General features: G+C 42.0%; 24 protein-coding genes and 1 pseudogene. All 25 read left to right on the top strand.

From position 1 onward, the window contains the following. Positions 1-28: 28 nt before the first annotated feature. On the top strand, positions 29-1,348 hold the full coding sequence (gene rpoN / locus IGI73_RS12055; protein ID WP_176323943.1) for an RNA polymerase factor sigma-54: 1,320 nt from the start codon (positions 29-31) through the stop codon (positions 1,346-1,348). A 243-nt stretch (positions 1,349-1,591) separates the two neighbouring features. Further along, positions 1,592-2,629: a sugar-binding transcriptional regulator gene (locus IGI73_RS12050; RefSeq protein ID WP_005228675.1), complete on the top strand. Its 1,038-nt coding sequence runs from the start codon at positions 1,592-1,594 to the stop codon at positions 2,627-2,629. A 40-nt stretch (positions 2,630-2,669) separates the two neighbouring features. Continuing rightward, complete coding sequence (gene gap / locus IGI73_RS12045; protein ID WP_005228677.1) at positions 2,670-3,671, top strand: type I glyceraldehyde-3-phosphate dehydrogenase; 1,002 nt, start codon at positions 2,670-2,672, stop codon at positions 3,669-3,671. A 99-nt stretch (positions 3,672-3,770) separates the two neighbouring features. Then, positions 3,771-4,961: a phosphoglycerate kinase gene (locus IGI73_RS12040; protein WP_005234355.1), complete on the top strand. Its 1,191-nt coding sequence runs from the start codon at positions 3,771-3,773 to the stop codon at positions 4,959-4,961. A 63-nt stretch (positions 4,962-5,024) separates the two neighbouring features. Beyond that, positions 5,025-5,780, top strand: coding sequence for a triose-phosphate isomerase (gene tpiA / locus IGI73_RS12035; RefSeq protein ID WP_010749804.1), 756 nt, complete (start codon positions 5,025-5,027; stop codon positions 5,778-5,780). Between the two features lie 112 nt (positions 5,781-5,892). After that, on the top strand, positions 5,893-7,194 hold the full coding sequence (eno, locus tag IGI73_RS12030) for a surface-displayed alpha-enolase (protein WP_005228686.1): 1,302 nt from the start codon (positions 5,893-5,895) through the stop codon (positions 7,192-7,194). Between the two features lie 528 nt (positions 7,195-7,722). After that, a pseudogene (locus IGI73_RS12025) lies at positions 7,723-11,280 on the top strand (Cna B-type domain-containing protein). Between the two features lie 138 nt (positions 11,281-11,418). Continuing rightward, positions 11,419-12,375, top strand: a complete 957-nt coding sequence (locus tag IGI73_RS12020) for an alpha/beta hydrolase (protein WP_438759231.1) — start codon at positions 11,419-11,421, stop codon at positions 12,373-12,375. Then, on the top strand, positions 12,372-12,665 hold the full coding sequence (locus IGI73_RS12015; protein WP_428206813.1) for a GNAT family N-acetyltransferase: 294 nt from the start codon (positions 12,372-12,374) through the stop codon (positions 12,663-12,665). The genes IGI73_RS12020 and IGI73_RS12015 overlap by 4 nt, the downstream gene beginning before the upstream one ends. A 155-nt stretch (positions 12,666-12,820) precedes the next feature. Next, positions 12,821-13,057 (top strand): preprotein translocase subunit SecG, encoded by a 237-nt coding sequence (secG, locus tag IGI73_RS12010; protein WP_005228700.1) that lies wholly within the window; start codon positions 12,821-12,823, stop codon positions 13,055-13,057. Between the two features lie 123 nt (positions 13,058-13,180). Further along, entirely contained in the window at positions 13,181-13,933 is a 753-nt protein-coding gene (locus tag IGI73_RS12005) for an alpha/beta hydrolase (protein ID WP_074536100.1), read from the top strand. Between the two features lie 3 nt (positions 13,934-13,936). Continuing rightward, a complete protein-coding gene (rnr, locus tag IGI73_RS12000; protein WP_270287786.1) occupies positions 13,937-16,297 on the top strand; it encodes a ribonuclease R in 2,361 nt (786 codons plus the stop codon). A gap of 15 nt (positions 16,298-16,312) precedes the next feature. Beyond that, positions 16,313-16,771 (top strand): SsrA-binding protein SmpB, encoded by a 459-nt coding sequence (gene smpB / locus IGI73_RS11995; RefSeq protein ID WP_008380870.1) that lies wholly within the window; start codon positions 16,313-16,315, stop codon positions 16,769-16,771. A gap of 293 nt (positions 16,772-17,064) precedes the next feature. Next, positions 17,065-17,784, top strand: coding sequence for a F0F1 ATP synthase subunit A (gene atpB, locus IGI73_RS11990; RefSeq protein ID WP_008380872.1), 720 nt, complete (start codon positions 17,065-17,067; stop codon positions 17,782-17,784). A 32-nt stretch (positions 17,785-17,816) separates the two neighbouring features. Beyond that, positions 17,817-18,029, top strand: a complete 213-nt coding sequence (atpE, locus tag IGI73_RS11985; RefSeq protein ID WP_005228705.1) for an ATP synthase F0 subunit C — start codon at positions 17,817-17,819, stop codon at positions 18,027-18,029. An 88-nt stretch (positions 18,030-18,117) separates the two neighbouring features. After that, on the top strand, positions 18,118-18,642 hold the full coding sequence (gene atpF / locus IGI73_RS11980; protein WP_005228706.1) for a F0F1 ATP synthase subunit B: 525 nt from the start codon (positions 18,118-18,120) through the stop codon (positions 18,640-18,642). Continuing rightward, on the top strand, positions 18,629-19,171 hold the full coding sequence (locus IGI73_RS11975) for a F0F1 ATP synthase subunit delta (protein WP_428206592.1): 543 nt from the start codon (positions 18,629-18,631) through the stop codon (positions 19,169-19,171). The genes atpF and IGI73_RS11975 overlap by 14 nt, the downstream gene beginning before the upstream one ends. Positions 19,172-19,194: 23 nt before the next feature. Then, the gene (gene atpA, locus IGI73_RS11970; protein ID WP_005228708.1) at positions 19,195-20,751 is read left to right on the top strand and encodes a F0F1 ATP synthase subunit alpha; all 1,557 of its coding nucleotides are present in this window, start codon (positions 19,195-19,197) and stop codon (positions 20,749-20,751) included. A 15-nt stretch (positions 20,752-20,766) separates the two neighbouring features. Then, on the top strand, positions 20,767-21,669 hold the full coding sequence (locus IGI73_RS11965; RefSeq protein WP_005228710.1) for a F0F1 ATP synthase subunit gamma: 903 nt from the start codon (positions 20,767-20,769) through the stop codon (positions 21,667-21,669). A gap of 26 nt (positions 21,670-21,695) precedes the next feature. Next, positions 21,696-23,102, top strand: coding sequence for a F0F1 ATP synthase subunit beta (gene atpD / locus IGI73_RS11960; RefSeq protein ID WP_005231864.1), 1,407 nt, complete (start codon positions 21,696-21,698; stop codon positions 23,100-23,102). Positions 23,103-23,133: 31 nt separating this feature from the next. After that, on the top strand, positions 23,134-23,556 hold the full coding sequence (locus IGI73_RS11955; RefSeq protein WP_005228716.1) for a F0F1 ATP synthase subunit epsilon: 423 nt from the start codon (positions 23,134-23,136) through the stop codon (positions 23,554-23,556). 160 nt (positions 23,557-23,716) lie between these two features. Further along, positions 23,717-23,950 carry a DUF1146 family protein gene (locus IGI73_RS11950; RefSeq protein WP_008380880.1) on the top strand — a complete coding sequence of 78 codons (234 nt, stop codon included), beginning with the start codon at positions 23,717-23,719 and terminating at the stop codon, positions 23,948-23,950. Positions 23,951-24,040: 90 nt separating this feature from the next. Then, positions 24,041-25,333: a UDP-N-acetylglucosamine 1-carboxyvinyltransferase gene (murA, locus tag IGI73_RS11945; protein WP_005228721.1), complete on the top strand. Its 1,293-nt coding sequence runs from the start codon at positions 24,041-24,043 to the stop codon at positions 25,331-25,333. 21 nt (positions 25,334-25,354) lie between these two features. Continuing rightward, the gene (locus IGI73_RS11940) at positions 25,355-25,531 is read left to right on the top strand and encodes a DNA-directed RNA polymerase subunit beta (RefSeq protein WP_005228723.1); all 177 of its coding nucleotides are present in this window, start codon (positions 25,355-25,357) and stop codon (positions 25,529-25,531) included. Positions 25,532-25,622: 91 nt separating this feature from the next. Next, positions 25,623-25,898 carry a membrane protein insertion efficiency factor YidD gene (gene yidD / locus IGI73_RS11935; protein ID WP_016608771.1) on the top strand — a complete coding sequence of 92 codons (276 nt, stop codon included), beginning with the start codon at positions 25,623-25,625 and terminating at the stop codon, positions 25,896-25,898. The last annotated feature ends 24 nt before the right edge of the window (positions 25,899-25,922 follow it).

Genomic DNA, 25,922 nt, shown 5'->3' with positions numbered 1-25,922 from the left:
AATTTCAGTGAAAAAAACAAGAGGTAGAATGATGAAATTTCAACAGCAATTTTCACAACAACAAAAACAGACGCAAAAGCTTGCTATGACGCAGAAATTACAGCAATCGATCCAAGTGTTGCAATTTTCTGCAGACGAATTATTGTCCTTCATAGATAACCAAGCATTAGAAAATCCATTGATTGATCTGGGGGAATATGATTCGCCCATCACACCAAGCAAAAGCAATGGCTCATCAGAACAATTGATGGATTATTTAAGCCAGATCCCTGACCAGCATACGTCTTTATTCGAATACCTCATTGATCAAGTGCATTTAAACTACCGAGATACCTTCTTGCGGACGATCGTTTTATTTTTAGTCGAGTACATTGATTTAAACGGCTTTTTGACGATTGATCTGGAAGAAGCTGGAAAACTTGTTGGTGGGACCCCAATCCAAATGCTCGATGCCTTGACCTTGATCCAGCAGCTAGATCCAGCAGGCGTCGGTGCTCGTGATCTAAGAGAGTGTTTGATGCTGCAAACGGAAAGAGATGACTATGCGCCGCCAATGGCCTATCTCATTTTAGAAGAATTTTTTACGGAAATGGCAGAGCGCAAGTGGGACAAAATCAGCAAAGCGCTGCAGATTCCATTAACTGAGATCCAAAAGGTCTTTGATTATGTTCAAACATTGACCCCCACACCAGGGGCTGCGTTTGGGTCAACCGATGGGCTTTACATCGTTCCTGACCTGCGGGTGACGGTTGAAAAAGGACAGCCGATCGTGAAATCAAACAAACGCGCCTTACCAGAGGTTCGCTTTCAGCAGCAATATTTTGATCAATTGAAGCAAAGCGGTGATCCAGAGGTCTTAAGTTATTTAGACAATAAAGCCCAAGAGTTCGAGTGGCTGAAAAAGACCTTGCTGCAACGAGGGGATACCATCTATCGTGTCGGGGTGCAGATCGTTGCACGGCAAAAGGAGTTTTTCACTCAACCAGATCGCCCATTAAAGCCATTGGTTTTAAGAGAAGTTGCCGAAGAATTAGGGATTCATGAATCAACGGTCAGCCGAGCGGTCAACGGGAAATACTTGGAAACCTCCTTTGGGGTGTTTGAATTAAAACTATTTTTTGGACAGAAAGTTTCGACACAAGAAAGCGGTGATGACCTGACGACGGCATCGATCAAACAGCAGCTAAAGGCACTGATCGATGAAGAAAACAAAAATAAACCATTGTCAGATCAGAAGTTGACAGATGCCCTCAAAGCCCAGGGCATCGATATTTCCAGACGAACGGTGGCAAAGTATCGTGAAGCTATGAATATCCCAGGTTCTTCCAAGCGGAAACGATTCGAGTAAAGCAAAACGTGCTATTAACGAGTAGGAAAGGCAGCAAAGCCTTTCCTTTTTTTATCGATCCTTTCCTCTTTTTCAAATTATGACGATTTTATGAAAAGCAAGATTTTGTGACTGAAATAGTTGCGTATCAAGGCGATAAGTGCTACTATTATTGCTGTAGGAAACAGATTCAAATTTTTTTTGCAATCGATGGGTCATTTTAAGTCATTGTAGGACGAAAATTGTCCAACGGGAGGATATAAAATGCTCGATGAATTAAAATTGATTGAGGCAATCACCCCGGATATTCTCGCTGTACTCCAGGAACGTTACCGTATCTTAAGAAATATTTATTGGATGCAGCCCGTTGGCCGCCGGACACTTTCGGAAAGTTTATCAATGACGGAACGCGTGTTGAGGACGGAAACAGATATCCTTAAAAAGCTAAAACTGATCGACTCTTCAAAAAGCGGCATGCAATTGACCGCCTATGGAGAAGAAGTGTACACGAAGATCGGTGCACTGATGGATCAGCTGTTCGGAATGCACCAAATCGAAAAACGATTATCAGAGACCTTTGGCATCGAACGTTGTTTGATTGCGAGCGGCGATGGTGATCGACAACCGAAAGTGATTGCTGAATTTGGCCAGTTGCTGAATGAATCGTTGGATCTCTTATTGCCAGAAGGCAAAAACACCATCGCAGTGATGGGAGGGACGACAATGGCGAAAGTTGCCGAGGAATTGGGCAATTTGGAAACCGCCAAACGTCATAACTTGTTTGTTCCAGCCCGTGGCGGTATCGGAGAATCAGTCAACGTGCAAGCAAACTCAGTCAGCTCAGTAATGGCGATGCAGACAAACGGCGATTATCGCTCCTTGTTTGTACCAGAACAATTAAGCATGAACACCTACGAGTTTCTCTTGAAAGAACCCGCCATCGTTGATGTCTTAAACTTGATAAGTCAAGCGAATTGTGTTATTCATAGTATTGGACGGGCGTTGCATATGGCGGCTCGACGAAAAATGTCAGAACAAGAAATTCTGATGTTAAAACAAAAAAATGCAGTTGCAGAATCCTTTGGGTATTTCTTTAACGAAGCTGGCGAGGTCGTCTACAAAGTTCCTCGCATCGGACTTCAATTAAAAGATTTGCAAAAAGTCCCAATCATTTTTGCGGTCGCTGGCGGACAATCAAAAGCCAAAGCGGTCAATGCATACATGAAAAATGCACCAAAACAAACCTGGCTCATCACCGATGAAGCTTGCGCAAATGAGATTTTAAAAGGGGCAACCCTTTAAAATAAATATTTTTATGATTTTCATAAGGAGGAAATCTTAAATGACAGTTAAAGTAGGTATTAATGGATTTGGACGTATCGGACGCTTAGCATTTCGTCGTATCCAAGAAGTAGAAGGAATCGAAGTTGTGGCTATCAATGACTTAACAGATGCTAAAATGTTAGCTCACTTGTTAAAATATGATACAACACAAGGACGTTTCAACGGTACAGTTGAAGTTCACGAAGGTTCATTCAATGTGAACGGAAACGAAATCAAAGTTTTAGCTAACCGCAACCCTGAAGAATTGCCTTGGGGCGAACTAGGTGTTGAAATCGTGTTAGAATGTACTGGATTCTTCACTTCTAAAGCAGCTGCTGAAAAACATTTAACAGCTGGTGCAAAACGTGTAGTTATCTCAGCTCCTGGTGGAAACGATGTTCCAACAATCGTTTACAACACAAACCATGAAACTTTAACAGGTGAAGAAACAGTTATCTCTGGTGCTTCATGTACAACAAACTGTTTAGCTCCTATGGCGAAAACATTGAACGACAAATTTGGTGTAGTTGAAGGATTAATGACTACAATCCACGCTTACACAGGTGACCAAATGACTCTAGACGGACCACACCCTAAAGGTGACTTCCGCCGTGCCCGTGCTGCTGCTGCAAACATCGTGCCTAACTCAACTGGTGCTGCTAAAGCGATCGGCTTAGTAATCCCAGAATTGAACGGCAAATTAGATGGTGCTGCTCAACGTGTTCCTGTTGCAACTGGTTCATTAACTGAATTAGTTACTGTTCTTGACAAAGAAGTAACTGTTGATGAAATCAATGCAGCAATGAAAGAAGCTTCAAACGAATCTTACGGTTACAACACAGACGAAATCGTTTCTTCTGATATCGTTGGTATGACTTACGGTTCATTATTTGATGCAACTCAAACAAAAGTTATGACTGTTGGCGACAAACAATTAGTTAAAACTGTTGCTTGGTACGACAATGAAATGTCATACACTGCACAATTAGTACGTACTTTAGAATACTTCGCTAACCTATAAGAGTTGCGAACGACTTTAATTTAAACCATCGCAAGAGAAAGCGGGGAAGCATCGCGCTTCTCCGCTTTTTTTAACAATTATGCTAGGAGGAATCTGTTCATGGCGAAAATGACAGTTCAAGATATCGATTTAAAAGATAAAAAAGTTCTTGTACGTGTGGACTTCAACGTTCCATTGAAAGATGGAGTGATCGGAGATGATACACGGATCAAAGCAGCATTACCAACAATCAATTACGTGATCGAAAACGGCGGAAAAGCAATTCTTTTCTCACACTTAGGTCGTGTGAAAGAAGAAGCAGATAAAGCTGGAAAATCTTTAGCGCCAGTTGCGAAACGTCTAGGCGAATTGTTAGGCAAAGAAGTAACTTTCGTGGATGAAACCCGCGGCGAAAAATTAGAAGCAGCGATCAACAACATGCAAGATGGCGATGTCGTTGTTTTTGAAAACACTCGTTTCGAAGACATCGATGGCAAAAAAGAAAGCAAAAACGATCCTGAACTAGGTAAATACTGGGCTTCTTTAGGCGATGTTTTTGTAAATGATGCCTTTGGTACCGCACACCGCGCACACGCGTCAAACGTAGGGATCGCTTCAACAGGTATCCCAACAGTTGCTGGTTTCTTAATGGAAAAAGAAATCAAATTCATCGGTGAAGCAGTCGAAGAACCAAAACGTCCAATGATCGCGATTCTTGGTGGAGCAAAAGTATCTGACAAAATCGGCGTAATCGAAAACTTGATTCCTAAAGCAGACAAAATCTTGATCGGCGGCGGAATGACGTATACGTTCTACAAAGCCAAAGGTATGGAAATCGGTAATTCTCTTGTGGAAGCAGACAAAGTAGAATTAGCAAAAGAATTGATCGAAAAAGCTGGCGATAAATTAGTATTACCAGTTGATTCAATCACTGCTGCTGAATTTTCAAATGATGTCCCAACAGAAGAACATACTGGTGATGTTCCTGAAGGACAAATGGGCTTAGATATCGGACCTGAAACTATCGCTTTGTTTGCTGAAACATTAAAAGGCGCAAAAACAGTCGTTTGGAACGGACCTATGGGTGTGTTTGAAATGTCTAACTTCGCAAATGGTACGATCGGTGTTTGTGAAGCAATTGCCAACCTTGAAGATGCAACAACGATCATCGGTGGCGGTGACTCTGCAGCTGCAGCAGAACAATTAGGTTTTGCTGACAAATTTACCCACATCTCAACAGGTGGCGGTGCCAGCCTTGAATTGCTAGAAGGAAAAACACTTCCTGGCCTAGCTGCGATCAACGATAAATAATCAATGACAAGCCGTGCAAAGGATCTCCTTTGCACGCTTGATAACGAAAAGGAGTGCCAGAACATGCGCAAACCAATTATTGCCGGAAACTGGAAAATGAACAAAACTGCGAAAGAAGCAAAAGAATTTGCTGAAGCAGTCAAAACAAAAATTCCTAGCAACGATACAGTTGACTCTGTGATCGGTTCGCCAGCTCTATTCTTAGAAACATTAGTGAATGCTGCTGAAGGAACAGAATTAAAAATTGCTGCTCAAAACAGCTACTGGGAAAATGAAGGTGCCTTTACTGGTGAAACTTCACCAGCAGCTTTAGCAGATCTAGGTGTTGACTATGTCATCATTGGTCATTCAGAACGTCGTGAATACTTCCATGAGACAGATGAAGACATCAACAAAAAAGCCAAAGCAATCTTTTCAAACGGCATGATCCCAATCCTATGCTGTGGTGAATCTTTAGAAACCTATGAAGCTGGCAAAACAGCGGAGTGGATCGAAGGACAAATCACTGCTGGCTTAGACGGTTTAACAGACGGTCAAGTAAGTAATCTTGTGATTGCGTACGAACCAATCTGGGCGATCGGCACTGGTAAATCAGCGGATGCAAACATCGCAGACGAAATTTGTGGCGTTGTCCGCAAAACCGTTGAAAAATTATACGGCAAAGAAGTTTCAGATAGCGTGCGTATCCAATACGGCGGTTCTGTAAAACCTGAAAACATTGCTGAATACATGGCAAAAGAAAATGTTGACGGAGCATTAGTTGGCGGCGCAAGCTTGCAAGCTGATTCATTCCTAGCATTATTAGATGCTGTAAAATAATTTCATTTTCATGAAAATAACATTTGCAGAATCGTGATTTTTTCACTACAATTAAGTTGTTCGCAAGGGGCTTTCCCCTTAAGATAAAACAAACTCAAAGGAGAGACAAAACATGTCAATTATTACTGATGTTTACGCACGCGAAGTCTTAGACTCACGTGGTAACCCAACTATCGAAGTAGAAGTCTACACAGAATCAGGTGCTTTCGGCCGCGGAATGGTTCCTTCAGGAGCTTCAACAGGTGAACACGAAGCAGTTGAATTACGTGATGGCGACAAAGCTCGTTATGGCGGTAAAGGTGTAACGAAAGCAGTTGACAATGTAAATAACATCATTGCAGAAGCTATCATCGGCTACGATGTACGTGACCAAATGGCTATCGATAAAGCAATGATCGCTTTAGACGGAACTCCTAACAAAGGTAAATTAGGCGCAAACGCGATTCTTGGTGTTTCTATCGCTGTTGCTCGTGCAGCTGCTGATTACCTAGAAGTACCTTTATACCACTACTTAGGCGGATTCAATACAAAAGTATTGCCAACTCCTATGATGAACATCGTCAACGGTGGTTCTCACTCTGACGCACCAATCGCTTTCCAAGAATTCATGATCTTGCCTGTAGGCGCACCTACATTCAAAGAAGGCTTACGTTGGGGTACTGAAGTATTCCACGCTTTGAAATCAATCTTGTCTAAACGTGGTTTAGAAACTTCAGTAGGTGACGAAGGTGGTTTCGCTCCTCGTTTTGAAGGAACTGAAGACGGTGTTGAAACAATCTTAGAAGCAATCAAAGCTGCTGGTTTAGAACCAGGTAAAGACGTATACCTAGGATTTGACTGTGCATCATCAGAATTCTACGAAAACGGTGTTTACGACTACTCTAAATTTGAAGGCGAAAACGGCGTAAAACGTACTGCTGCTGAACAAGTTGACTACTTAGAAGAATTAGTTAACAAATACCCAATCATCACTATCGAAGACGGTATGGATGAAAACGACTGGGATGGTTGGAAACTATTAACTGAACGCTTAGGCGACAAAGTTCAATTAGTAGGGGATGACTTGTTCGTTACAAATACTGAAATCCTTGAAAAAGGAATCAAAAACGGTATCGGTAACTCAATCCTGATCAAAGTTAACCAAATCGGTACATTGACTGAAACATTCAATGCTATCGAAATGGCGAAAGAAGCTGGTTACACTGCAGTCGTTTCTCACCGTTCAGGTGAAACAGAAGATTCAACAATCTCTGATATCGCAGTTGCAACAAACGCTGGCCAAATCAAAACTGGTTCTCTTTCACGTACTGACCGTATTGCAAAATACAACCAATTACTACGTATCGAAGACCAACTTGGTGAAGTTGCCGAATACAAAGGCTTGCAAGCATTCTACAACTTGAAAAATAAATAATCAATTTCATTGATTTGCTCTGATGTTCTGTGGGCTGCTGATTCTTATCAGTTGCCACGGCATCAGAGTTTTTTGTTTAATAAAAGTTAAGAGATCTTATAAATAGACACAAAAATAACCAGAAGGTTTTAAAGAATCTGCTAAAATTTTTTTAATATAAAATGAAAATAAATGGATATTTCATGAAATTTTTCATCGTTATTTACAAAGTGATAGTTTCTAACAAGTGAAATTTTGTTGAAGGCGTGACAAAGGCTTTGGGTAGTTGAGTTGAAACAAAAAGACTTTGGTCACGATCAAAACAATCTTTATCGATTTTGACTATTTTTTATGAAAGTATTATTCTTTTATATTTTGATTTTAAAGAAATCCTATTTCATTTTCACAAATTCGCTTGAAATCAAAAGACAGGTAACAATGGTTTCTCTCACTTTTTTCACAGAATTGAAATTTTACTAGCTTTGCTTTTTTTCTTCTTTCCGATTAGGATAATCACCTGAGTAAAATTTGTTGTTTGGAGGAAGAGAAATGCGTACTTATGTGAAAAAAATATCTTACCCGATTGTTATGTTGTCTTTGTTTGTAATGTCCTATGTGACACCATTGTTACCAGTCGTTACAGCTCATGCGGACACCGAGGGAAACACCAAAATAATTCTATTTCAAAATGAAAAAGGAACAGCGCAAGTGACCTCACTACCAGATCCTACGACAGGAAAAATCACTTGGACGATCGAGGTAGAAAAGAATCAGCAGTCTGCTGCTAATCAACTGGCATTCAGCTTGAGTGAAGGAGAACAAACGGTTCTGCCAGAATCAATCCAAAGCAACGGCACGCCATTTACATATGATCCGCAAAGACAGCAGCTGATGGAAGAAACTACTAGCAGCTCCTTTAGCCAAATGACGCTAACGTTTCAAACAAAAGCTCTTAAAACTTTGACAATCAAATCCGCATTTCTTCAAACAGAGGAAGAAAATGGACAAGTGAAAGAAGACATTATCAACACAACAGATGTAGCAGTTGTTCTACCTGACAATCAATCCACAGAAGCAACGAGTGCCGAAGCAGTGCTTGCTGACAGTCAGGAACAAACAGAGGCTTCCGAAAAACAGCCTGCCACAAAAAGCAGCGAGTCACAACCACAAGCAGAATCAAATACCGCATCAACAGCAATCGAATCACCACTTGATGCACAAGCAAGTGCGCCAGCAGCTTCACAACTATCAAGTGGCGGCATCTTTAAAAATGATGTGCCAGAAGTTGATAACGTACTTCTAGGAGAAGCTCAGTATTTTCATATTTTTGCTAACCATGCGACGCTAAATACCCACACAAACGGAAACTTAGCAGTGGGAGAACTAAATGGCAATGTCAATTTTGGAACCAGTATTCAGGATGGTTCGTTGGCGACAGAAATCAATTATATTCAAAAGGTCAATACGATCGCAAATTCTTCCTTTGTGTCAGGAACTGATAGCAGAAAAAACAAAGTTGTCTTTGGCCCATCAGTCACAGTAGATTTGGCAGATCAAAATCAACAACCTGCCGTTTTTGTAAATGGACAGAGAATGGATCACTTGAAAACTTCCGAAGTTTTCCAAGATCAATCCGCAAGTGAACCGTATATAGATTTTAAAAAGGTATTCTCAACGTTACAGGCGACGTCAGAAAGGCTAGGAACCTATCCGCAAACACCCGGTGTAACCAAAGATTTTACTGATAATAATCAGCGGGTCATCAATACCGCCCGTGCTGAAAATGATACGCAAGAGGTGGTGTTGACCTTAACGGATGAACAAGGTAACCCGCTTGATGACGGTGTCTACGAACTTCAAAATAAAAAGACACATAAAGAGGTTGATGAAGAGGTCACAAATGATGATGGACAAGTAATCGAAACGGATCTTCCAGAAGGGGATTATTCCTTTGTTGAAACAGAAGCGCCAGACGGTTATCTAATCGACAAGAAACCAATTTCCTTTTCGGCAGATACTATTGATGAAGAAGATCAAAAGGTAGTCGTTACTCTTTCAAAAACAGAATTAGAAAAAGATACACCTATTACCATCAAAGGGCTAACAAAAGGCACGTCTCCTGTGCTCATCAATGTGGATACCGAAGGAGCAAGTACCGTTAATATCAAGTCGCAAATCAAACTAGAATATACAGATGGCACGACGCGCAATAGTCATGAAACAGAAGATTTTGATGATGCCGTTATCCTGTGGAATTTTATTAATCAGCCAGAAAATCAAAAGCTTTCGATTAATAGTCCCTTCCAAGGAACGATTTTGGCTGTTGGTGATACAGTTGATGTCCACCAAAATGTTGACGGCAGTATCATTGCTGATACGGTATTGGTTAATGCGGAAACCCACCGCTGGGATCTTCAAGCCAATGAAACGGTTGTACCGATAATCAAACTTGCTGCAATGAATCACCTGCTGTCTCTTGATACAACGACAGTCAGCGGAACCAAAACGTGGGACGATTATGACAACAAATTTAATATTCGTCCGACAAGCATTACGGTTCAATTACTGCAAAACGGTGAAGTGTTCCAAACAAAAACGGTTACCCCGAATAAAGAGGGGGAATGGCATTATGAATTTACCGATCTACCAACAACCGACGAATCTGGTCAGACCTATGACTACGCAATACAAGAAACACCCGTTGATGGGTATACCACCAAAGTAAACGGCTATGACCTAGTCAACACCTACCGTAACACTGAAACGACAGAAGTATCGGGAACGAAGACATGGAATGACAACGACAACAAGTTCAATACCCGCCCTGAAAGCATCACTGTCAAACTGATTCAAAATGATAAGGAAATCGACAAGCAAGTCGTAAAAGCAGATAAAGAAGGCAACTGGACCTATCGCTTTGATGATTTGCCTAAATATGATACCGAAGGAAAAGCATATACTTACACGATCCAAGAAGAAAATGTTCCAGGATACACCACCAAAGTAAACGGCTATGACCTAGTCAACACCTACCGCAATACTGAAACGACAGAAGTATCAGGAACAAAGACATGGAATGACAACGACAACAAGTTCAATACCCGCCCTGAAAGCATCACTGTCAAACTGATTCAAAATGATAAGGAAATCGACAAGCAATTCGTAAAATCAGATAACCACGGCAACTGGTCTTATCGCTTTGATAAGCTGCCAAAATACGACGCCGAAGGAAAAGCATATACTTACACGATCCAAGAAGAAAATGTTCCAGGATACACCAGTGAAATCAATGGTTATGACCTAGTCAACACGTACCGCAATACGGAAACAACAACAGTTTCAGGTACGAAAACATGGAATGATAACAACAATCAGCTCAACATCCGACCAGAAAGTATCACTGTCGAATTGATTCAAAATGGTAAAAAGATCGACAATCAAATCGTAAAAGCCGATAAAGAAGGGAACTGGACTTATCACTTCGAGAATCTGCCTAAGTATGATTCCAAGGGAAAAGCCTATGTCTAAACGATTCAAGAAGCAACCGTTTCTGGATATATCAGTGAAGTAAACGGCTATGACCTAGTCAATACGGAAACAACCTCAGTTTCAGGCAGAAAAACTTGGAATGACAACGACAACAAGTTCAACACCCGTCCTGAAAGCATCACTGTCAAGCTGATGCAAAATGATAAGGAAATCGACGATCAAATCGTAAAAGCAGATAAAAAAGGCAACTGGACCTATCGCTTTGATAAGCTGCCAAAATACGATGCCGAAGGAAAAGCCTATACCTACACGATCCAAGAAGGAAAAGTTCCAGATTACACCACCAAAATAAATGGCTATAACTTAGTCAACACTTATACAGGGCCAGAGACACCAAAAACACCGAGTGATCCTAAAAAGCCGCAGGTCCCGTTGTCACCTAAAAAGCCAGATACTTCTAAACAATCGGAAGATGACAACAAGAATGACGCAAACCATGCGACTACTGAAAAACGATTGCCTAAGACAAACGAGCGCTCTTCTTATGAGTGGGGTATCCTTGGAAGTATTTTACTCGTTACAAGCGTTGGCATACTTTATCGACGAAAACATAGTTAACCAATTAAAACTTTGTCCTGCTTCTCTGCTAGAAGTCAGGGCAAAGTTTTTTTAAAGTATAGGACTTATTTAAGACGTGCGACAAAACTTTGGCTGAAATCCATTGTAAATGGTAAACTAAAATTAAGGGGGGATCCTATGGTTTGGCTATTGCTACTACTGCTTATTTTTGGTTTTTTGGTGTACTATGTATATCGCACGTCTGTTTTGAAAAAGGGCGTACGCTATTTTGTTTCGGCGATCATTATGCGAAACAATGAATGGTATGAAAAAGAAGGCAGAAAGAAACTGGGGATTCCATACAAAGAGCGGATCGCAACAAAGAGTTCGGCTTTTTGGGCACAAGGTTCGGAATGTACGGTAACGACCGCCGATGATCTGATCCTAACAGCGGAAGTCTTTGATCAGTGTGCAAAAACGTGGGTGATCTGCTTGCATGGGTATCGCAGTGATGGGCAAGCAGACTGTCAAGAGGCAGCCGAGAAATTCTGGTCTGCTGGTTACAATGTTTTAGTTCCTGATTTACGTGGACATGGACGCAGTGAAGGCAAAGAGATCGGTTTAGGGTGGCTAGATCGGATGGATCTACTTTTGTGGATCGATAAGATTTTGGAAAAAGACCCACAAACACAAATCTTCCTCTATGGTTTAGGAATGGGGGCTGCGACCTTGCTGCTGGCTAGTGGAGAAGTCATGCCGGTGCAAGTGGCTGGGTTGATCTCAGACAGCAGCTATACGTCCGTTTACAGTGCGATCCGATCAAGCTTGCCGCAATTTTCTCGGTTACCGATCAAACGCTTTTTGCGCTTAGCGAATCGCTATAGCAAACAATTAGTCGGTTATCCCTTCTTGCAGATCTCGGTGACCCGACAAGTCGGCAGCAACCATTTACCTGTGCTGTTTTTACAAGGAGAAAAAGATTCGTTTCTTTCGGAAAAAGAGATCAATACCTTAATGGAAGCAACGGCTGGACCGAAACAAAAAGTCCTCTTTGCGAATATGGGACATATACAGGCAGTGAAAGATGCTCCAGAATATTGGCCAACCGTTTTGCAATTCATTGAGAATATCAAACAAAATACAGACATCGTCTGATAGAAAGGAAGAAAGCAATGGAAATCAAAGAAGAAAGTAAACGTTTTGCTTTGTATGATGGAGAAAAAGAGGTGGGAGAAATCACATGGCAAGAAACGCCAGATGATGTTCTAGAAGTAGACCACACCTTCGTCAACCCTGATTATCGCGGCCAGCAATTGGCGCAAAAATTACTCAAAGCGGTTGTTGAAAAAGCAAGACGGGAAGAGAAAAAAATTATGCCTGTCTGCTCCTTTGCGGTCAAAGAGTTCAAAGAAAAACCAGAATACGATGACGTACTCGTTCGCTGATTTGAACGAAAGTGATCTATGAGAAAAAGGCTGTCAGAAAGGACAGTCTTTTTTTTAACCGTCCTGCAACGGTCAATGACAAAAAGAGAGTAGTAATTTCCAGCGGAAAATGCTAAAATGGAAAGGACGACTTTAGCAAGCAAGGAGGAGCTAACGTGTATAACATCTTATTAACTGCTGTGATCGTTATTTCGATTTTAATGGTCATTACGATCATGATGCAGCCTAGCAAGCAAAATAGTGCAGCTAGTGCCTTTACTGGCGGTGCAGATCAATTGTTTGGTAAGCAAAAAGCCCGTGGATTTGAAGCGGTGATGCAGCGTTCAACGGCCATTTTAGGTTTTGTTTGGATGGTCTTGCTCTTTATTTTGGCTTTTCTTTCATCAAACTAATCACTTTGTTAGCGAACCTCTCGTAAAGAGAGGTTTTTTTCTTTTTAACGGGAAGATTTTGATCGCATTTGTCGAAGTATTCTTGCTAACTATGGTAGAATTGGACGTGAGGTGAAAGGAAACATGAAAACATTTAATCAACCAAAACCGGTTTTTGCTGAACACGGCAAACGAGCGGTCATTTTGTTCCATGCCTATTCAGGCAGTCCTAACGATGTGCGCATGCTTTGTCGTTCGTTAGAACAAAAAGACTACACGGTTTATACACCGATGTTTACTGGACATGGTACACCGAATCCAGATGATATCTTAAATCAAGGAATGACTGTTTGGCAGCAGGATGCTGCGGATGCAGTTGCTTATGTGAAAGAAAAAGGCTATGAGGAAGTTGCCGTTCTTGGACTTTCGATGGGTGGGATTTTAGCGATGGATCGTTTGACGCAAGACCCAACATTGATGGGCGGCGGTCTTTTTTGCTCACCGTTATTTGAAACCAAGAACGAAGTACCAGTCAATTTTGAAAAGTATGCTGAAATGGTCATACCCTACGCTGATTTAGATGAGGCGACCCAAAAAGAAATATTGGCAGAAGTCCCTCGTAAGGTCAGAGAACAACTGCAAGGAATCGAAACAGTCGGACAAACCACAGCCGAGCATTTAGGAAAAATCGAGCGCCCAATCTTCCTGGCGCAAGCAGGAAGGGACCAAATGATCGATCCACAGACGGTTTTCAAAACCGCAGCGGCATTGTCCCATGTTCCCTATACGCTTCAATGGTATCCTCAAAGTGGTCATGTGGTGACAGTTGGACCAGAACGGAAAAAATTAGAGCAGGATGTGTTTGCTTTCTTAGAAACACTTGCTTGGAAAGAGTGAGTTATGACAGAAACGATTAAAACAAAAATTGTTCAGTTTCTCGAAGAAAGCCGTAAAAAAAGTTTTTCAATGGAAGAAATTGCTGAAGGTCTAGGACTTCAAAAAAGTACAGACTTTAAGAATCTTGTCCAGACAGTAGCGGCGATGGAACGAGAAGGCAGTGTGATTTTTAACAAAAAAGGCAAAGTGAAATTACCAATGAAACGAGTGTTTGTGGAAGGAACCTTTCGTGCCAACGAGCGGGGCTTCGGCTTTGTCACGTTGGATGAAGAAGAAGACGATATTTATATCCCTAAAGAAGCAACAGGCTATGCCATGGACGGCGATACCGTTGCTGTAGACATCGTGCATGTTGCCGATCCTTTTTCAGATCGCGGCGCAGAGGGAAAGGTCGTAGAAATCAAACAACGCGCCATCAGTCAGTTGGTCGGCGAGTTTACATTATTTGACGAAAAAGAGATCGAAGAATCGGATCTATATGGCGTTGTTCAACCTAAAGATAAAAAACTAAGCGATTTAAAGGTGTTTATCGGCGCCCAAGGAATTCGTCCAGTAGACGGCAGCATCGTGATCGTTGAGATCAGCCATTACCCAGAAAAAGGCTATTCGAAAAGCTTAGAGGGGTTGATCACAAAAGTTGTGGGGCATAAAAACGATCCTGGAATGGATATTTTATCGATCGTCGTGGCGAATGGGATTCCCACAAAATTTGAGGAAGAAACCTTGGCAGCGGCAGATGCAGTACCCGATACGATCGATCCTGCTGACTTTCCAGAACGACGGGATTTGCGAGATCAACAGATCGTAACGATCGATGGAGCGGATGCCAAAGATTTGGATGATGCGGTGACGGTAAAAGCATTGCCTGACGGCAGCTTCTATTTGGGCGTGCATATCGCAGATGTTTCTTATTATGTGACAGAAAACAGTGCGTTGGACAAAGAAGCTTTTGAGCGGGGAACGAGTGTCTATCTAACGGATCGAGTGATCCCGATGATCCCACAACGTTTATCAAACGGGATCTGTTCGTTGAATCCGAATGTCCCAAGGTTGGCCATGAGCTGTGAAATGTGGATCAACCAAGAGGGGATCGTCACGGATTACAATATTTTCCAAAGTATTATTCAAACAAGTGCCCGCATGACTTATCAGGCAGTCAATCAAATTATTGAAGACAATGATCCAGAAACCAGCAAAGAATATGCGAAACTAGTACCGATGTTCCATGATATGGCCGCCTTGCACCACGTGTTAGAAACGATGCGGATCAAGCGTGGGGCGGTTTCTTTTGAAGACCGCGAAGCGAAAGTCTTGGTCGATGGAGAAGGACACCCGCAAGAAATCGTTCTGCGAGAACGTGGCGTCGGCGAACGATTGATCGAGTCCTTCATGTTGGCAGCCAATGAAACCGTGGCGCGCCATTTCAATCGGAAGCATTTACCATTTATTTATCGGATCCATGAGGAACCAAAAGAAGAGAAAATGCGTCGCTTCTTTGATTTTGCTTCTGCTTTAGGGATTGTAGTCAAACAAACCAACGGCTCGATCTCACCAAAACAACTGCAAAAAGTGGTTGAAGATGTCGCAGATAAGCCAGAGGCAATGGTTGTCAATACGATGCTGCTCAGAAGTATGCAGCAAGCGAAGTATTCAGAAGAAAACGTCGGCCACTATGGTTTGGCAGCGGAAGATTATACTCACTTCACGTCACCGATCCGTCGGTACCCCGACTTGATCGTGCATCGCTTGATTCGTTCTTACAGTGAAGATGTCTCTGAAGCCAACCAAAACAAATGGGCTGAAATCTTGCCTGACATCGCAATGCACAGCTCCCAAATGGAACGACGAGCAGTCGATGCAGAAAGAGAAGTCGATGCGCTTAAAAAAGCTGAGTATATGGCCGATAAAGTAGGAGAAGAGTTTGACGGTATCATCAGTTCCGTCGTTAAGTTTGGCTTGTTTATTGAATTGCCTAACACGATTGAAGGGCTGATCCATATCAATAATCTGAAGCAAGATTACTTCCATTATTTGGAAAACCATCTGGCACTTGTAGGTGAACGGACAGGCTTGACCTTTAAAATTGGTCAAAAAGTTCGTATCAAAGTCGTGAAAGCTGATCCTGAAACAAGAGAGATCGATTTCGAATTGGTAGCAGCAGAAGAAGTCGAAAAACTGCAAGCACCAAAAGCCAACAAACGAAACAACCATCAAAAAAATGAAGCGAACCGTCGCGGGAAAAAACAACACAACCCTGAGAAAAAACAAGGGAAACGCTTTGAACAAACCGGTAAAGGCAAGTCAAAGAAAGCTGGCAAAGTGAAAAAGAAAAAACCTTTTTACAAAGGAATCAAGAAAAAATAATTGGAGGGATGGCCCGTGCCTAAAGGAGAAGGGAAATTAATCGCCCAAAACAAAAAGGCCCGCCATGATTACACGATCCTCGATACGATCGAAGCGGGGATCGTCTTACAGGGAACAGAGATCAAAGCGATCCGTAACAGTCGGATCAATTTGAAAGACGGCTTTGTACGCATTCGCAATGGTGAGGCATTCTTAGTCAATGTGCATATCAGCCCATACGAGCAAGGAAACATTTTTAATCATGATCCACTACGGACAAGAAAACTGTTACTGCATAAAAAGCAGATTGCTCGTCTGATTGGCGAAACAAAAAATACAGGCATGACGATCGTTCCGTTAAAGGTGTATATCAAGGATGGTTATGCCAAAGTTTTGATTGGTTTAGCGAAAGGAAAACGCGAATATGACAAGCGGGAATCCTTGAAACGCAAAGATCAAGAAAGACAAATTGACCGAGTTCTTAGAAATTTCTAATTTTCTAAGAACTTCTTTTAGAATCCGATAGAGGTTATTGCTTTGAAAATCGCGCTAAATTTGGTAGCATTTAAGGGAAAGCTGTTGATATAATAGGCTTTTTCTTCCACATAGCGACACGGGAATTTTTCATTTAATTTAGGATTTTTGGCATTGTGAGTTTTTTGTCTAATTTTCTTGAAAATGCTTTGAAATTTTCCATTCGTGGTGGTATGATACCGATTGTTATGAGAGGAAACGCATTGTAACACCAGATTTTTTTCTGGAGATGACAGGAAAAGAGGTGAGAAAGATTGGAAGATAAATCGCTTATGTTTCATATCGGTCCTATATGGTTTGATGGAACTGTAGCTATGATGACAATCATTTCTTGTATTATTGTTTTTTTGGTGGTCTTTATTTGTACACGTAATCTGCAAATGAAACCGAAAGGGAAGCAGAACTTCATTGAATGGGTCATTGACTTTGTTCGCGGTATCGTAGCGGACAATCTACCAGGATCTCAAGTGAACAACTTTCATTTGCTCGGTGTAACAATGTTTCTTTTTGTGTTTGTGGCAAATGAGATCGGGTTAGTCACAAAAATTGTGACGACAGATGACATTACCTTATGGAAAAGTCCGACAGCAGACCCGTTTGTTACACTGACACTCGCACTTATGGTTATTTCCTTGACACATTTCTTTGGGATCAAGTCGTTGGGCTTCAAAAATTACTTGATCAATTCGTACTTGAAACCGGTGGGGTTCTTATTACCGCTAAAAATCATCGAAGAATTTACGAATGTCATCACGTTAGGCTTGCGTTTATATGGAAATATATTCGCGGGGGAAGTGTTATTAGGATTGATTGCCAACATGTTTATTAGTCTTGGTTGGTGGTCATTACCGATCGTGATGCCGCTAGAAATGATCTGGATTGGCTTCTCACTCTTTATTGGAGCGATCCAAGCTTATGTATTTGTTACATTGACCATGGTATTTATGAGCCACAAAATCGTGGCAGAACATTAATCGAATCGACATACAATTAGGAGGAAAAAAGAATGAACTTTATTGGAGCAGGATTAGCAATTATCGGAGCAGCAATTGGTGCAGGATATGGTAACGGACAAGTAATCGCAAAAACGATCGAATCAATGGCACGCCAACCTGAAATGTCAGGTCAACTACGTTCAACAATGTTTATCGGGGTCGCGTTAGTCGAAGCTGTACCGATTCTAGGGGTAGTTATCGCGCTGTTATTAGTCTTCCGATAAGACAAGCACGAAAAGGCAGAAACGAACAATTGCACTCGTTTTTGCTTTTTTCTAATGAAACAATGACTTTCAGAAAGGAAGAATCGTTATGCTAAATCAGTTGGTTATAGCGGAAGTTCAAAATCCAATGCTTGGCAATATTATCGTTGTCAGCGGATCAATTCTTCTTTTGCTATTCTTATTGAAACATTTTGCATGGGATGCCATCAGCAGCATGATGCAAAAACGGGAAGATAAAATCGCCAATGATTTGGATTCAGCGGAACAATCACGCTTGAATGCAGCAAAATTAGAAAAAGAACGCCAAGAAAAATTGGCACGTTCTCATTCTGAAGCTGCGGAGATCATCAAGAGCGCCAAAGATAGCGGGGAATTGAGTCGACAAAATATTTTGAGCGAGACCAAAGAAGAAGTGGCTCGTTTGAAAGAAAAAGCAAACTCAGATATCACCCTTGAAAAAGAAACTGCGTTAAAAGAAGTGAAAGATGATGTTGCAGAACTTTCGCTTCAAATCGCAGAAAAAATCTTAGGTCGCGAATTGACTCCCGAAAATCATGAATCCCTAATCAATCAATATATCGAAGGATTGGGTTCAGTTAATGAAACTCGATAAATTCACAGTGGGAAAACGCTATGGAAAAGCCTTGTTCGAATTGGCGATGGAAGAACAGCGCTTGACAGAAGTTTACCAAGAATTAATGACCTTGCGTCAGATTTATCAGGAGATTCCAACATTCGGTCAGATCGTGACGGATAACCGCTTGGATCTCCAGGAAAAAAGACAATTAGTCGATCAATTGCTGAAGGGCTTTGAAGGCTTGGTCAGAAATTTCTTAGAGATCGTTTATGAATATGATCGCATGGATGATCTATTGCTGATCATTGATGAATACGAACGTCGTTACGATGAATATCAAGGTCTTGTTCTCGGAACGATCACAACGGCTGTTGCTTTGTCAGCAGAACAAAAAAGCAAAATCGAAAAGCAAATCGCCGATAAGCTTGGGTACAAGCAGGCACAATTGAAAGAAACGGTCGATCCAACGATTTTAGGCGGAGTCATCGTTGAAGCAAATCATCAAGTGATCGACGGTAGTATTAAGAGCCAACTGGATTATCTGCGACAAAAAATCGGCAGATAAACAAGAGATAAGAGGTGAATCGGATGGCCATCAAAGCAGAAGAAATTAGTGCCTTGATCAAAGAGCAAATTAAAAATTATCAGAACGAACTTTCTGTAGAAGAAATCGGTACTGTCACATATGTTGGGGACGGGATCGCCCGCGCCCACGGTTTAGAAAATGCCATGAGTGGAGAACTGCTTGAGTTTTCAAACGGTTCTTATGGGATGGCACAAAACTTAGAATCAAACGACGTCGGGATCATCATCCTAGGTGATTTTGAAACCATTCGTGAAGGAGACAAAGTAAAACGAACCGGTAAAATCATGGAAGTTCCTGTCGGCGATGCATTAATTGGCCGGGTAGTGAATCCATTAGGGCAACCGATCGATGGCTTAGGTCCGATCGAAACAGACAAATCACGCCCAGTTGAAGCAGCCGCACCAGGTGTAATGCAACGGAAATCCGTATCGGAACCAATGCAAACAGGGTTGAAAGCTATTGATGCTTTAGTGCCAATCGGACGTGGCCAACGGGAATTAGTCATCGGTGACCGGAAAACCGGGAAAACAACGATTGCGATCGATGCGATCATCAACCAAAAAGGGCAAGACATGATCTGTATCTATGTCGCTATTGGCCAAAAAGACTCAACGGTTCGTGCACAAGTAGAAACATTACGCCGTTACGGTGCACTTGATTACACGATCGTTGTTTCAGCAGGTGCTTCACAACCAGCACCATTGCTTTACATCGCACCTTATGCCGGGGCAGCAATGGGAGAAGAATTCATGTATAACGGCAAACATGTTTTGATCGTCTTTGATGACTTATCAAAACAAGCAGTCGCTTACCGTGAACTTTCTCTACTTCTACGCCGTCCGCCAGGTCGTGAAGCATACCCAGGGGATGTCTTCTACTTGCACTCTCGTTTATTGGAACGTGCAGCGAAATTAAGTGATGAACTAGGTGGCGGATCAATGACGGCACTGCCATTCGTTGAAACACAAGCGGGGGATATCTCAGCCTATATCCCAACCAACGTGATTTCTATCACAGATGGACAAATTTTCTTAGAAAATGACCTGTTCTATTCAGGTGTGCGTCCTGCCGTAGCGGCTGGATTGTCCGTTTCACGGGTTGGTGGTTCTGCACAGATCAAAGCGATGAAGAAAGTTGCTGGAACCTTGCGTTTGGACTTGGCAAGTTACCGCGAGCTAGAAGCCTTCACACAATTTGGGTCTGATCTAGATGCTGCGACACAAGCCAAATTAAACCGCGGTCGTCGCACCGTTGAAATCTTAAAGCAAAAACTACATGAACCATTGGCAGTCGAAAAACAAGTCGTGATTCTTTATGCGTTGACGCATGGATTCATTGATAGTGTACCTGTCAATAAACTATTGGACTTTGAAGCAGAATTATTTGAGTATATCGAAGCAAACGCAGCAACGATTTTTGAAACCATTCGGACAACGAAAGACTTGCCAGAAGAAAGCTTGTTAGATGACACCATTAAAGCATTCAAAGATATTTTCATGGCATCCAACAGTTCTCGGGTGACACCGCAAGATAAAATATCGACAATGCAAAACGCATAAAAGAGGTGAGAGAAAATGGCTGCTTCATTAAATGAAATCAAGCAACGAATTGCCTCAACAAAGAAAACCAGCCAAATCACAAAGGCCATGCAAATGGTTTCAGCTGCAAAATTAACAAAATCTGAAGCTCATTCGAAACAGTTTCAAGTGTATGCCAACAAAGTACGTGAAATCGTTACGCATTTGACTGCGCAGCAGCTTTCCGATCTTGCAGGTTCTGGTCCTAAAGATGGTGTGAACTATAACAGTATGTTGGTTAGTCGTCCGGTCAAACGCACAGGCTATATCGTCATCACTTCTGATGGCGGTCTAGTGGGCGGCTATAATAGTTCCATCTTAAAACAAATGATGACCATGCTGGATGAAGACCATGCAAAAGAAGAAGAGTATGTCATGATTGCCATTGGTGCAACTGGCGCTGACTTTTTCAAAGCACGGGGCATCAATTTGGCGTACGAGTTAAGAAACCTTTCGGATCAACCAAGCTTTGATGAGGTACGTAAAATCGTAACATTGGCAACCACGATGTACCAAAACGAGGTCTTCGATGAATTATATGTGTGTTATAACCATCACATCAATTCATTGACTAGCCAATTTCGTGTGGAGAAAATGTTGCCGATATCCGATTTAGATCCTGAAGAAGCCGAAAGTTATGAACAAGAATACTTGTTTGAACCTTCCAGAGAAGCGATTTTGAATCAATTACTGCCTCAATACGCTGAAAGCTTGATTTATGGTGCGATTGTTGACGCAAAAACAGCCGAACATGCTGCCGGAATGACAGCGATGAAAACAGCAACAGATAATGCCAAAAATATTATTGGGGACTTGACGATCTCATACAACCGAGCGCGCCAAGGAGCGATCACCCAAGAAATTACTGAAATTGTGGCGGGGGCATCCGCGTTAGAATAGTTTCAAGAACGAATGGAGGAATACGAATGAGTTCAGGCAAGATTGTTCAAGTCATTGGTCCCGTTGTTGACGTGGAATTCTCTCTAGACCAATCATTACCAGATATCAACAATGCGTTGATTGTTTACAAAAAAGATGAGCAGAAAACAAAAGTTGTGTTAGAAGCTGCCCTAGAACTTGGCGACGGCGTTATCCGTACGATTGCCATGGAATCAACAGATGGCTTACAACGAGGAATGGAAGTAATCGATACAGGCGCCTCCATCTCTGTTCCAGTTGGGACAGAAACATTAGGACGGGTATTTAATGTCCTAGGCGATACCATCGATTTAGAAGCACCATTTCCTGAAGAGGCACCCCGCAGTGGGATTCACAAAAAAGCACCTGACTTTGATGAATTGTCAACAAGTACGGAGATCCTTGAAACTGGGATCAAAGTCATTGATTTGTTAGCTCCTTATTTAAAAGGGGGGAAAGTTGGACTTTTCGGTGGTGCCGGTGTTGGTAAAACCGTCTTGATCCAAGAATTGATCCACAACATCGCCCAAGAGCATGGTGGGATCTCTGTCTTCACAGGTGTTGGTGAACGGACACGTGAAGGAAATGACCTTTATAATGAAATGAAAGAATCTGGCGTTATCGAAAAAACAGCCATGGTGTTTGGACAAATGAATGAACCACCAGGTGCCCGGATGCGGGTAGCCTTGACTGGTTTGACATTAGCCGAGTACTTCCGTGATGTGGAAGGACAAGACGTGCTCTTGTTTATCGATAATATCTTCCGCTTCACTCAAGCAGGTTCTGAAGTATCTGCCTTATTAGGTCGGATGCCGTCGGCCGTTGGGTATCAGCCAACATTAGCAACTGAGATGGGGCAATTACAAGAACGGATCACATCGACGAAAAAAGGTTCCGTTACGTCTATTCAAGCCATCTATGTCCCTGCCGATGACTATACAGACCCAGCACCTGCGACTGCTTTTGCCCATTTGGATGCAACAACCAACTTGGAACGTAAATTGACCGAACAAGGGATCTATCCTGCCGTTGATCCACTGGCGTCTTCTTCTAGTGCGTTAGCACCTGAAATCGTTGGTGAAAAACATTATGAAGTAGCGACTGAAGTACAGCATGCGTTGCAACGTTATCGGGAATTACAAGACATCATCGCCATCTTAGGGATGGATGAACTGTCTGATGATGAAAAAACCTTAGTTGCCCGCGCACGCCGCATTCAATTCTTCTTGTCACAAAACTTCCACGTAGCGGAACAGTTTACGGGACAACCTGGTTCTTATGTGCCAGTTGAAGAAACCATCAAAGGATTTGCAGAGATTCTTGAAGGAAAATATGATGATCTTCCAGAAGAAGCCTTCCGCAGTGTTGGACGAATTGAAGATGTCATTGAAAAAGCGAAAAAAATTGGCTATTAATTAACCAGCCTTGAAGAAAGAGGGGAACCTCATGGATCAATTTTTAACAGTCAATGTGGTGACACCTGCTGGTTTGGTTTACGATCATCACGCGAAAATCGTGGTTGCACGTACGACAGATGGTGAGATCGGTATTTTGCCGCACCATGCCCCAATCATCGTTCCATTGACGATTGATGAAGTCCGGGTCAAACGGATCGATTCAGATACCCATGTCGACTGGGTCGCTGTCAACGGCGGTATATTAGAAGTGCGAGACAATGTTGTCTCGATCGTAGCCGATAGTGCGGAACGTGATCGTGACATCGACGTTTCACGTGCAGAAAGAGCAAAACAGCGTGCAGAACGCCAAATCGAAGAAGCCAAACAAGTCGAGGATATCGACCAGCTTCGGCGCGCAACGGTTGCTTTGCACCGCGCCATCAATCGAATCAACGTGTCAAAACATTCCTAAAAAACAAGGGCATCTTGCCTTTGTTTTTTTGTTTCTTCAAGAAAACGTTTTAAAAACTTTTTAAAGTCTTTTCATGAAGGTTTCAAGAAAGATTATTTTTTATCTTGACATCTTTGTGGTATGATAGGAATGTTCAATTATGAAAAAAGGAGCAGGAAGTATGCAAGTGTATGGAATTGATGCAATCATTCGAATCGTGAGTCATTTAGCGTTCATCTATTTAGCATTTTGGGCATTGCAATCTGTGCGGATCGATGCTTTTTTTAAAGCTTTACGAACGACTCAGATACGAATGGTCATGGTGTTTCTTGCGATTGCATTAGGCTACACCGCCAGTACTTTTTTCCTTGAGTTGATTGCGCTATGTCGTAATTTATTTTTAACAGGTTTTTAAGAATTTCATTAATATATGCAAAAACACCGAATATTATGCTATAATTGGCAAGATTTGTGTGAGTCACTGCATTATTTGGAGGGAACATAAATGGAAGAGATGATCGTTCAAGGTGGTAATCGATTAACTGGAACAGTGAAGATCGAAGGGGCAAAAAATGCTGTTCTACCTATCTTAGCGGCAAGCTTATTAGCGGAAGAAGGAACAACGACATTAACAAATGTACCGATCCTTTCCGATGTATTAACAATGAAAGAAGTGATTCGGCATTTAAATGTCGCAATCGATTTTGAAGAAGAAAACAACACAATGACGATCGATGCGTCACAAGAATTAGCAATCGAAGCACCGTATGAGTATGTGAGCCAAATGCGCGCTTCAATCGTAGTCATGGGGCCTTTGTTAGCCCGTAATGGACATGCCAAAGTGGCAATGCCTGGCGGCTGTGCAATCGGCAAACGACCAATTGATTTACATTTGAAGGGATTTCAAGCACTAGGCGCGCAAATCATCCAAAAAGATGGATACATAGAAGCGATCGCCGATGAGTTAAAAGGCAATAGCATTTACTTGGATTTCCCAAGTGTCGGCGCAACGCAAAATATCATGATGGCTGCCGTAAAAGCTAAAGGCATCACCATCATCGAAAACGTCGCTCGTGAGCCAGAAATCGTTGATTTAGCAAACATTTTGAATAAAATGGGTGCCAAGGTCTTTGGTGCAGGAACCGAAACGATGCGTATTGAAGGTGTCGAACACCTGCATGCAGTAGATCATTCGATCGTGCAAGACCGTATCGAAGCAGGAACCTTTATGGTTGCAGCAGCGATGACTCAAGGAGACGTTATTATTAAAGATGCGATCTCAGAGCACAATCGTCCATTGATTTCAAAATTGATCGAAATGGGTGCAGAAGTGACTGAAGTCGCTGAAGGGATTCGTGTGGTCGGACCTGAACAATTGAAGGCAACAGATGTAAAAACGATGCCTCACCCAGGTTTTCCTACGGACATGCAAGCGCAAATGTCTGCTATTCAATTATTAGCGCAAGGAACGAGTGTTGTGAATGAAACGGTATTTGAGAATCGTTTCCAACATTTAGAAGAAATGCGTCGCATGAATGCCCATGTAAAAATTGACGGCAACGTTGCAGTGATCGAAGGCGGTCATGAATTACAAGGTGCGCTGGTCTATGCGACAGATTTACGTGCCGCAGCAGCGTTGATTTTATTAGGTTTGCGTTCAACGGGACGGACGCGTGTTCGCAATCTAAAATATTTGGATCGCGGCTACTACAAATTCCACGAAAAATTGCAACAATTAGGGGCATCAGTTGAACGAGTTTCTGACGCAGTAGAAGAAGTCGTACCAGTTAACGCCTAATAGGAGTAGGAGAGAAAAAAAGTGAAGTTGAACCGTTATATTTTAACTAGCTTGATAAAAATTTTAATCGTCATTTTATTAGCTATTTTATTGTTCCTAGCAGGAACGATGATTGGTTATGGAGTGATCGGTGACGGCAGTCCTTTTAAAGTATTCTCTCCAAGTCTTTGGAATCATATCTTTGAGTTTATGAAATAAACCATAACTAGGACTTACGCCACGTGCTGAGTCCTAGTTTTTTCTATCTATCTTTACTGAATCGTACGCTAAAAAGAAAGGCTGGCAAGGAATGAGTAAACTTTTGATCGGCTTTGTTCGTTTCTATCAACGTTTTATTTCCCCATTATTTCCTCCTAGCTGTCGTTATTATCCGACTTGCTCAGGATACATGATCCAAGCCATCCAAGTCCATGGAGCAGCCAAAGGAGGCTTGATGGGGGTAGCTCGTATCTTACGCTGCCATCCCTTTGTAAAAGGCGGAATAGATTACGTACCCCAGACGTTTACTTTAAAACGAAATACGAAAGACAAAGTCAAACCAACGTACCGTTATCGGAAAAGTTAAAAGGAATCAACAGAAATATAAAAA

It is taken from the genome of Enterococcus sp. DIV0755f, assembly GCF_051713725.1.
GTDB lineage: Bacteria > Bacillota > Bacilli > Lactobacillales > Enterococcaceae > Enterococcus_D > Enterococcus_D casseliflavus.
This window is presented reverse-complemented; position numbering and strand designations above follow the sequence as displayed.

Bases quoted from the DNA above. Each gene is read 5' to 3' on its own strand.
- rpoN (WP_176323943.1), top strand. From the start codon at position 29: ATGATGAAATTTCAACAGCAATTTTCACAACAACAAAAACAGACGCAA.
- tpiA (WP_010749804.1), top strand. From the start codon at position 5,025: ATGCGCAAACCAATTATTGCCGGAAACTGGAAAATGAACAAAACTGCG.
- atpE (WP_005228705.1), top strand. From the start codon at position 17,817: ATGAACTTTATTGGAGCAGGATTAGCAATTATCGGAGCAGCAATTGGT.
- rnr (WP_270287786.1), top strand. From the start codon at position 13,937: ATGACAGAAACGATTAAAACAAAAATTGTTCAGTTTCTCGAAGAAAGC.
- IGI73_RS11965 (WP_005228710.1), top strand. From the start codon at position 20,767: ATGGCTGCTTCATTAAATGAAATCAAGCAACGAATTGCCTCAACAAAG.
- yidD (WP_016608771.1), top strand. From the start codon at position 25,623: ATGAGTAAACTTTTGATCGGCTTTGTTCGTTTCTATCAACGTTTTATT.
- murA (WP_005228721.1), top strand. From the start codon at position 24,041: ATGGAAGAGATGATCGTTCAAGGTGGTAATCGATTAACTGGAACAGTG.
- IGI73_RS12050 (WP_005228675.1), top strand. From the start codon at position 1,592: ATGCTCGATGAATTAAAATTGATTGAGGCAATCACCCCGGATATTCTC.
- IGI73_RS12005 (WP_074536100.1), top strand. From the start codon at position 13,181: ATGAAAACATTTAATCAACCAAAACCGGTTTTTGCTGAACACGGCAAA.
- IGI73_RS12040 (WP_005234355.1), top strand. From the start codon at position 3,771: ATGGCGAAAATGACAGTTCAAGATATCGATTTAAAAGATAAAAAAGTT.
- atpF (WP_005228706.1), top strand. From the start codon at position 18,118: ATGCTAAATCAGTTGGTTATAGCGGAAGTTCAAAATCCAATGCTTGGC.
- atpD (WP_005231864.1), top strand. From the start codon at position 21,696: ATGAGTTCAGGCAAGATTGTTCAAGTCATTGGTCCCGTTGTTGACGTG.
- IGI73_RS11975 (WP_428206592.1), top strand. From the start codon at position 18,629: ATGAAACTCGATAAATTCACAGTGGGAAAACGCTATGGAAAAGCCTTG.
- atpA (WP_005228708.1), top strand. From the start codon at position 19,195: ATGGCCATCAAAGCAGAAGAAATTAGTGCCTTGATCAAAGAGCAAATT.
- gap (WP_005228677.1), top strand. From the start codon at position 2,670: ATGACAGTTAAAGTAGGTATTAATGGATTTGGACGTATCGGACGCTTA.
- IGI73_RS11950 (WP_008380880.1), top strand. From the start codon at position 23,717: ATGCAAGTGTATGGAATTGATGCAATCATTCGAATCGTGAGTCATTTA.
- IGI73_RS11955 (WP_005228716.1), top strand. From the start codon at position 23,134: ATGGATCAATTTTTAACAGTCAATGTGGTGACACCTGCTGGTTTGGTT.
- IGI73_RS12020 (WP_438759231.1), top strand. From the start codon at position 11,419: ATGGTTTGGCTATTGCTACTACTGCTTATTTTTGGTTTTTTGGTGTAC.
- eno (WP_005228686.1), top strand. From the start codon at position 5,893: ATGTCAATTATTACTGATGTTTACGCACGCGAAGTCTTAGACTCACGT.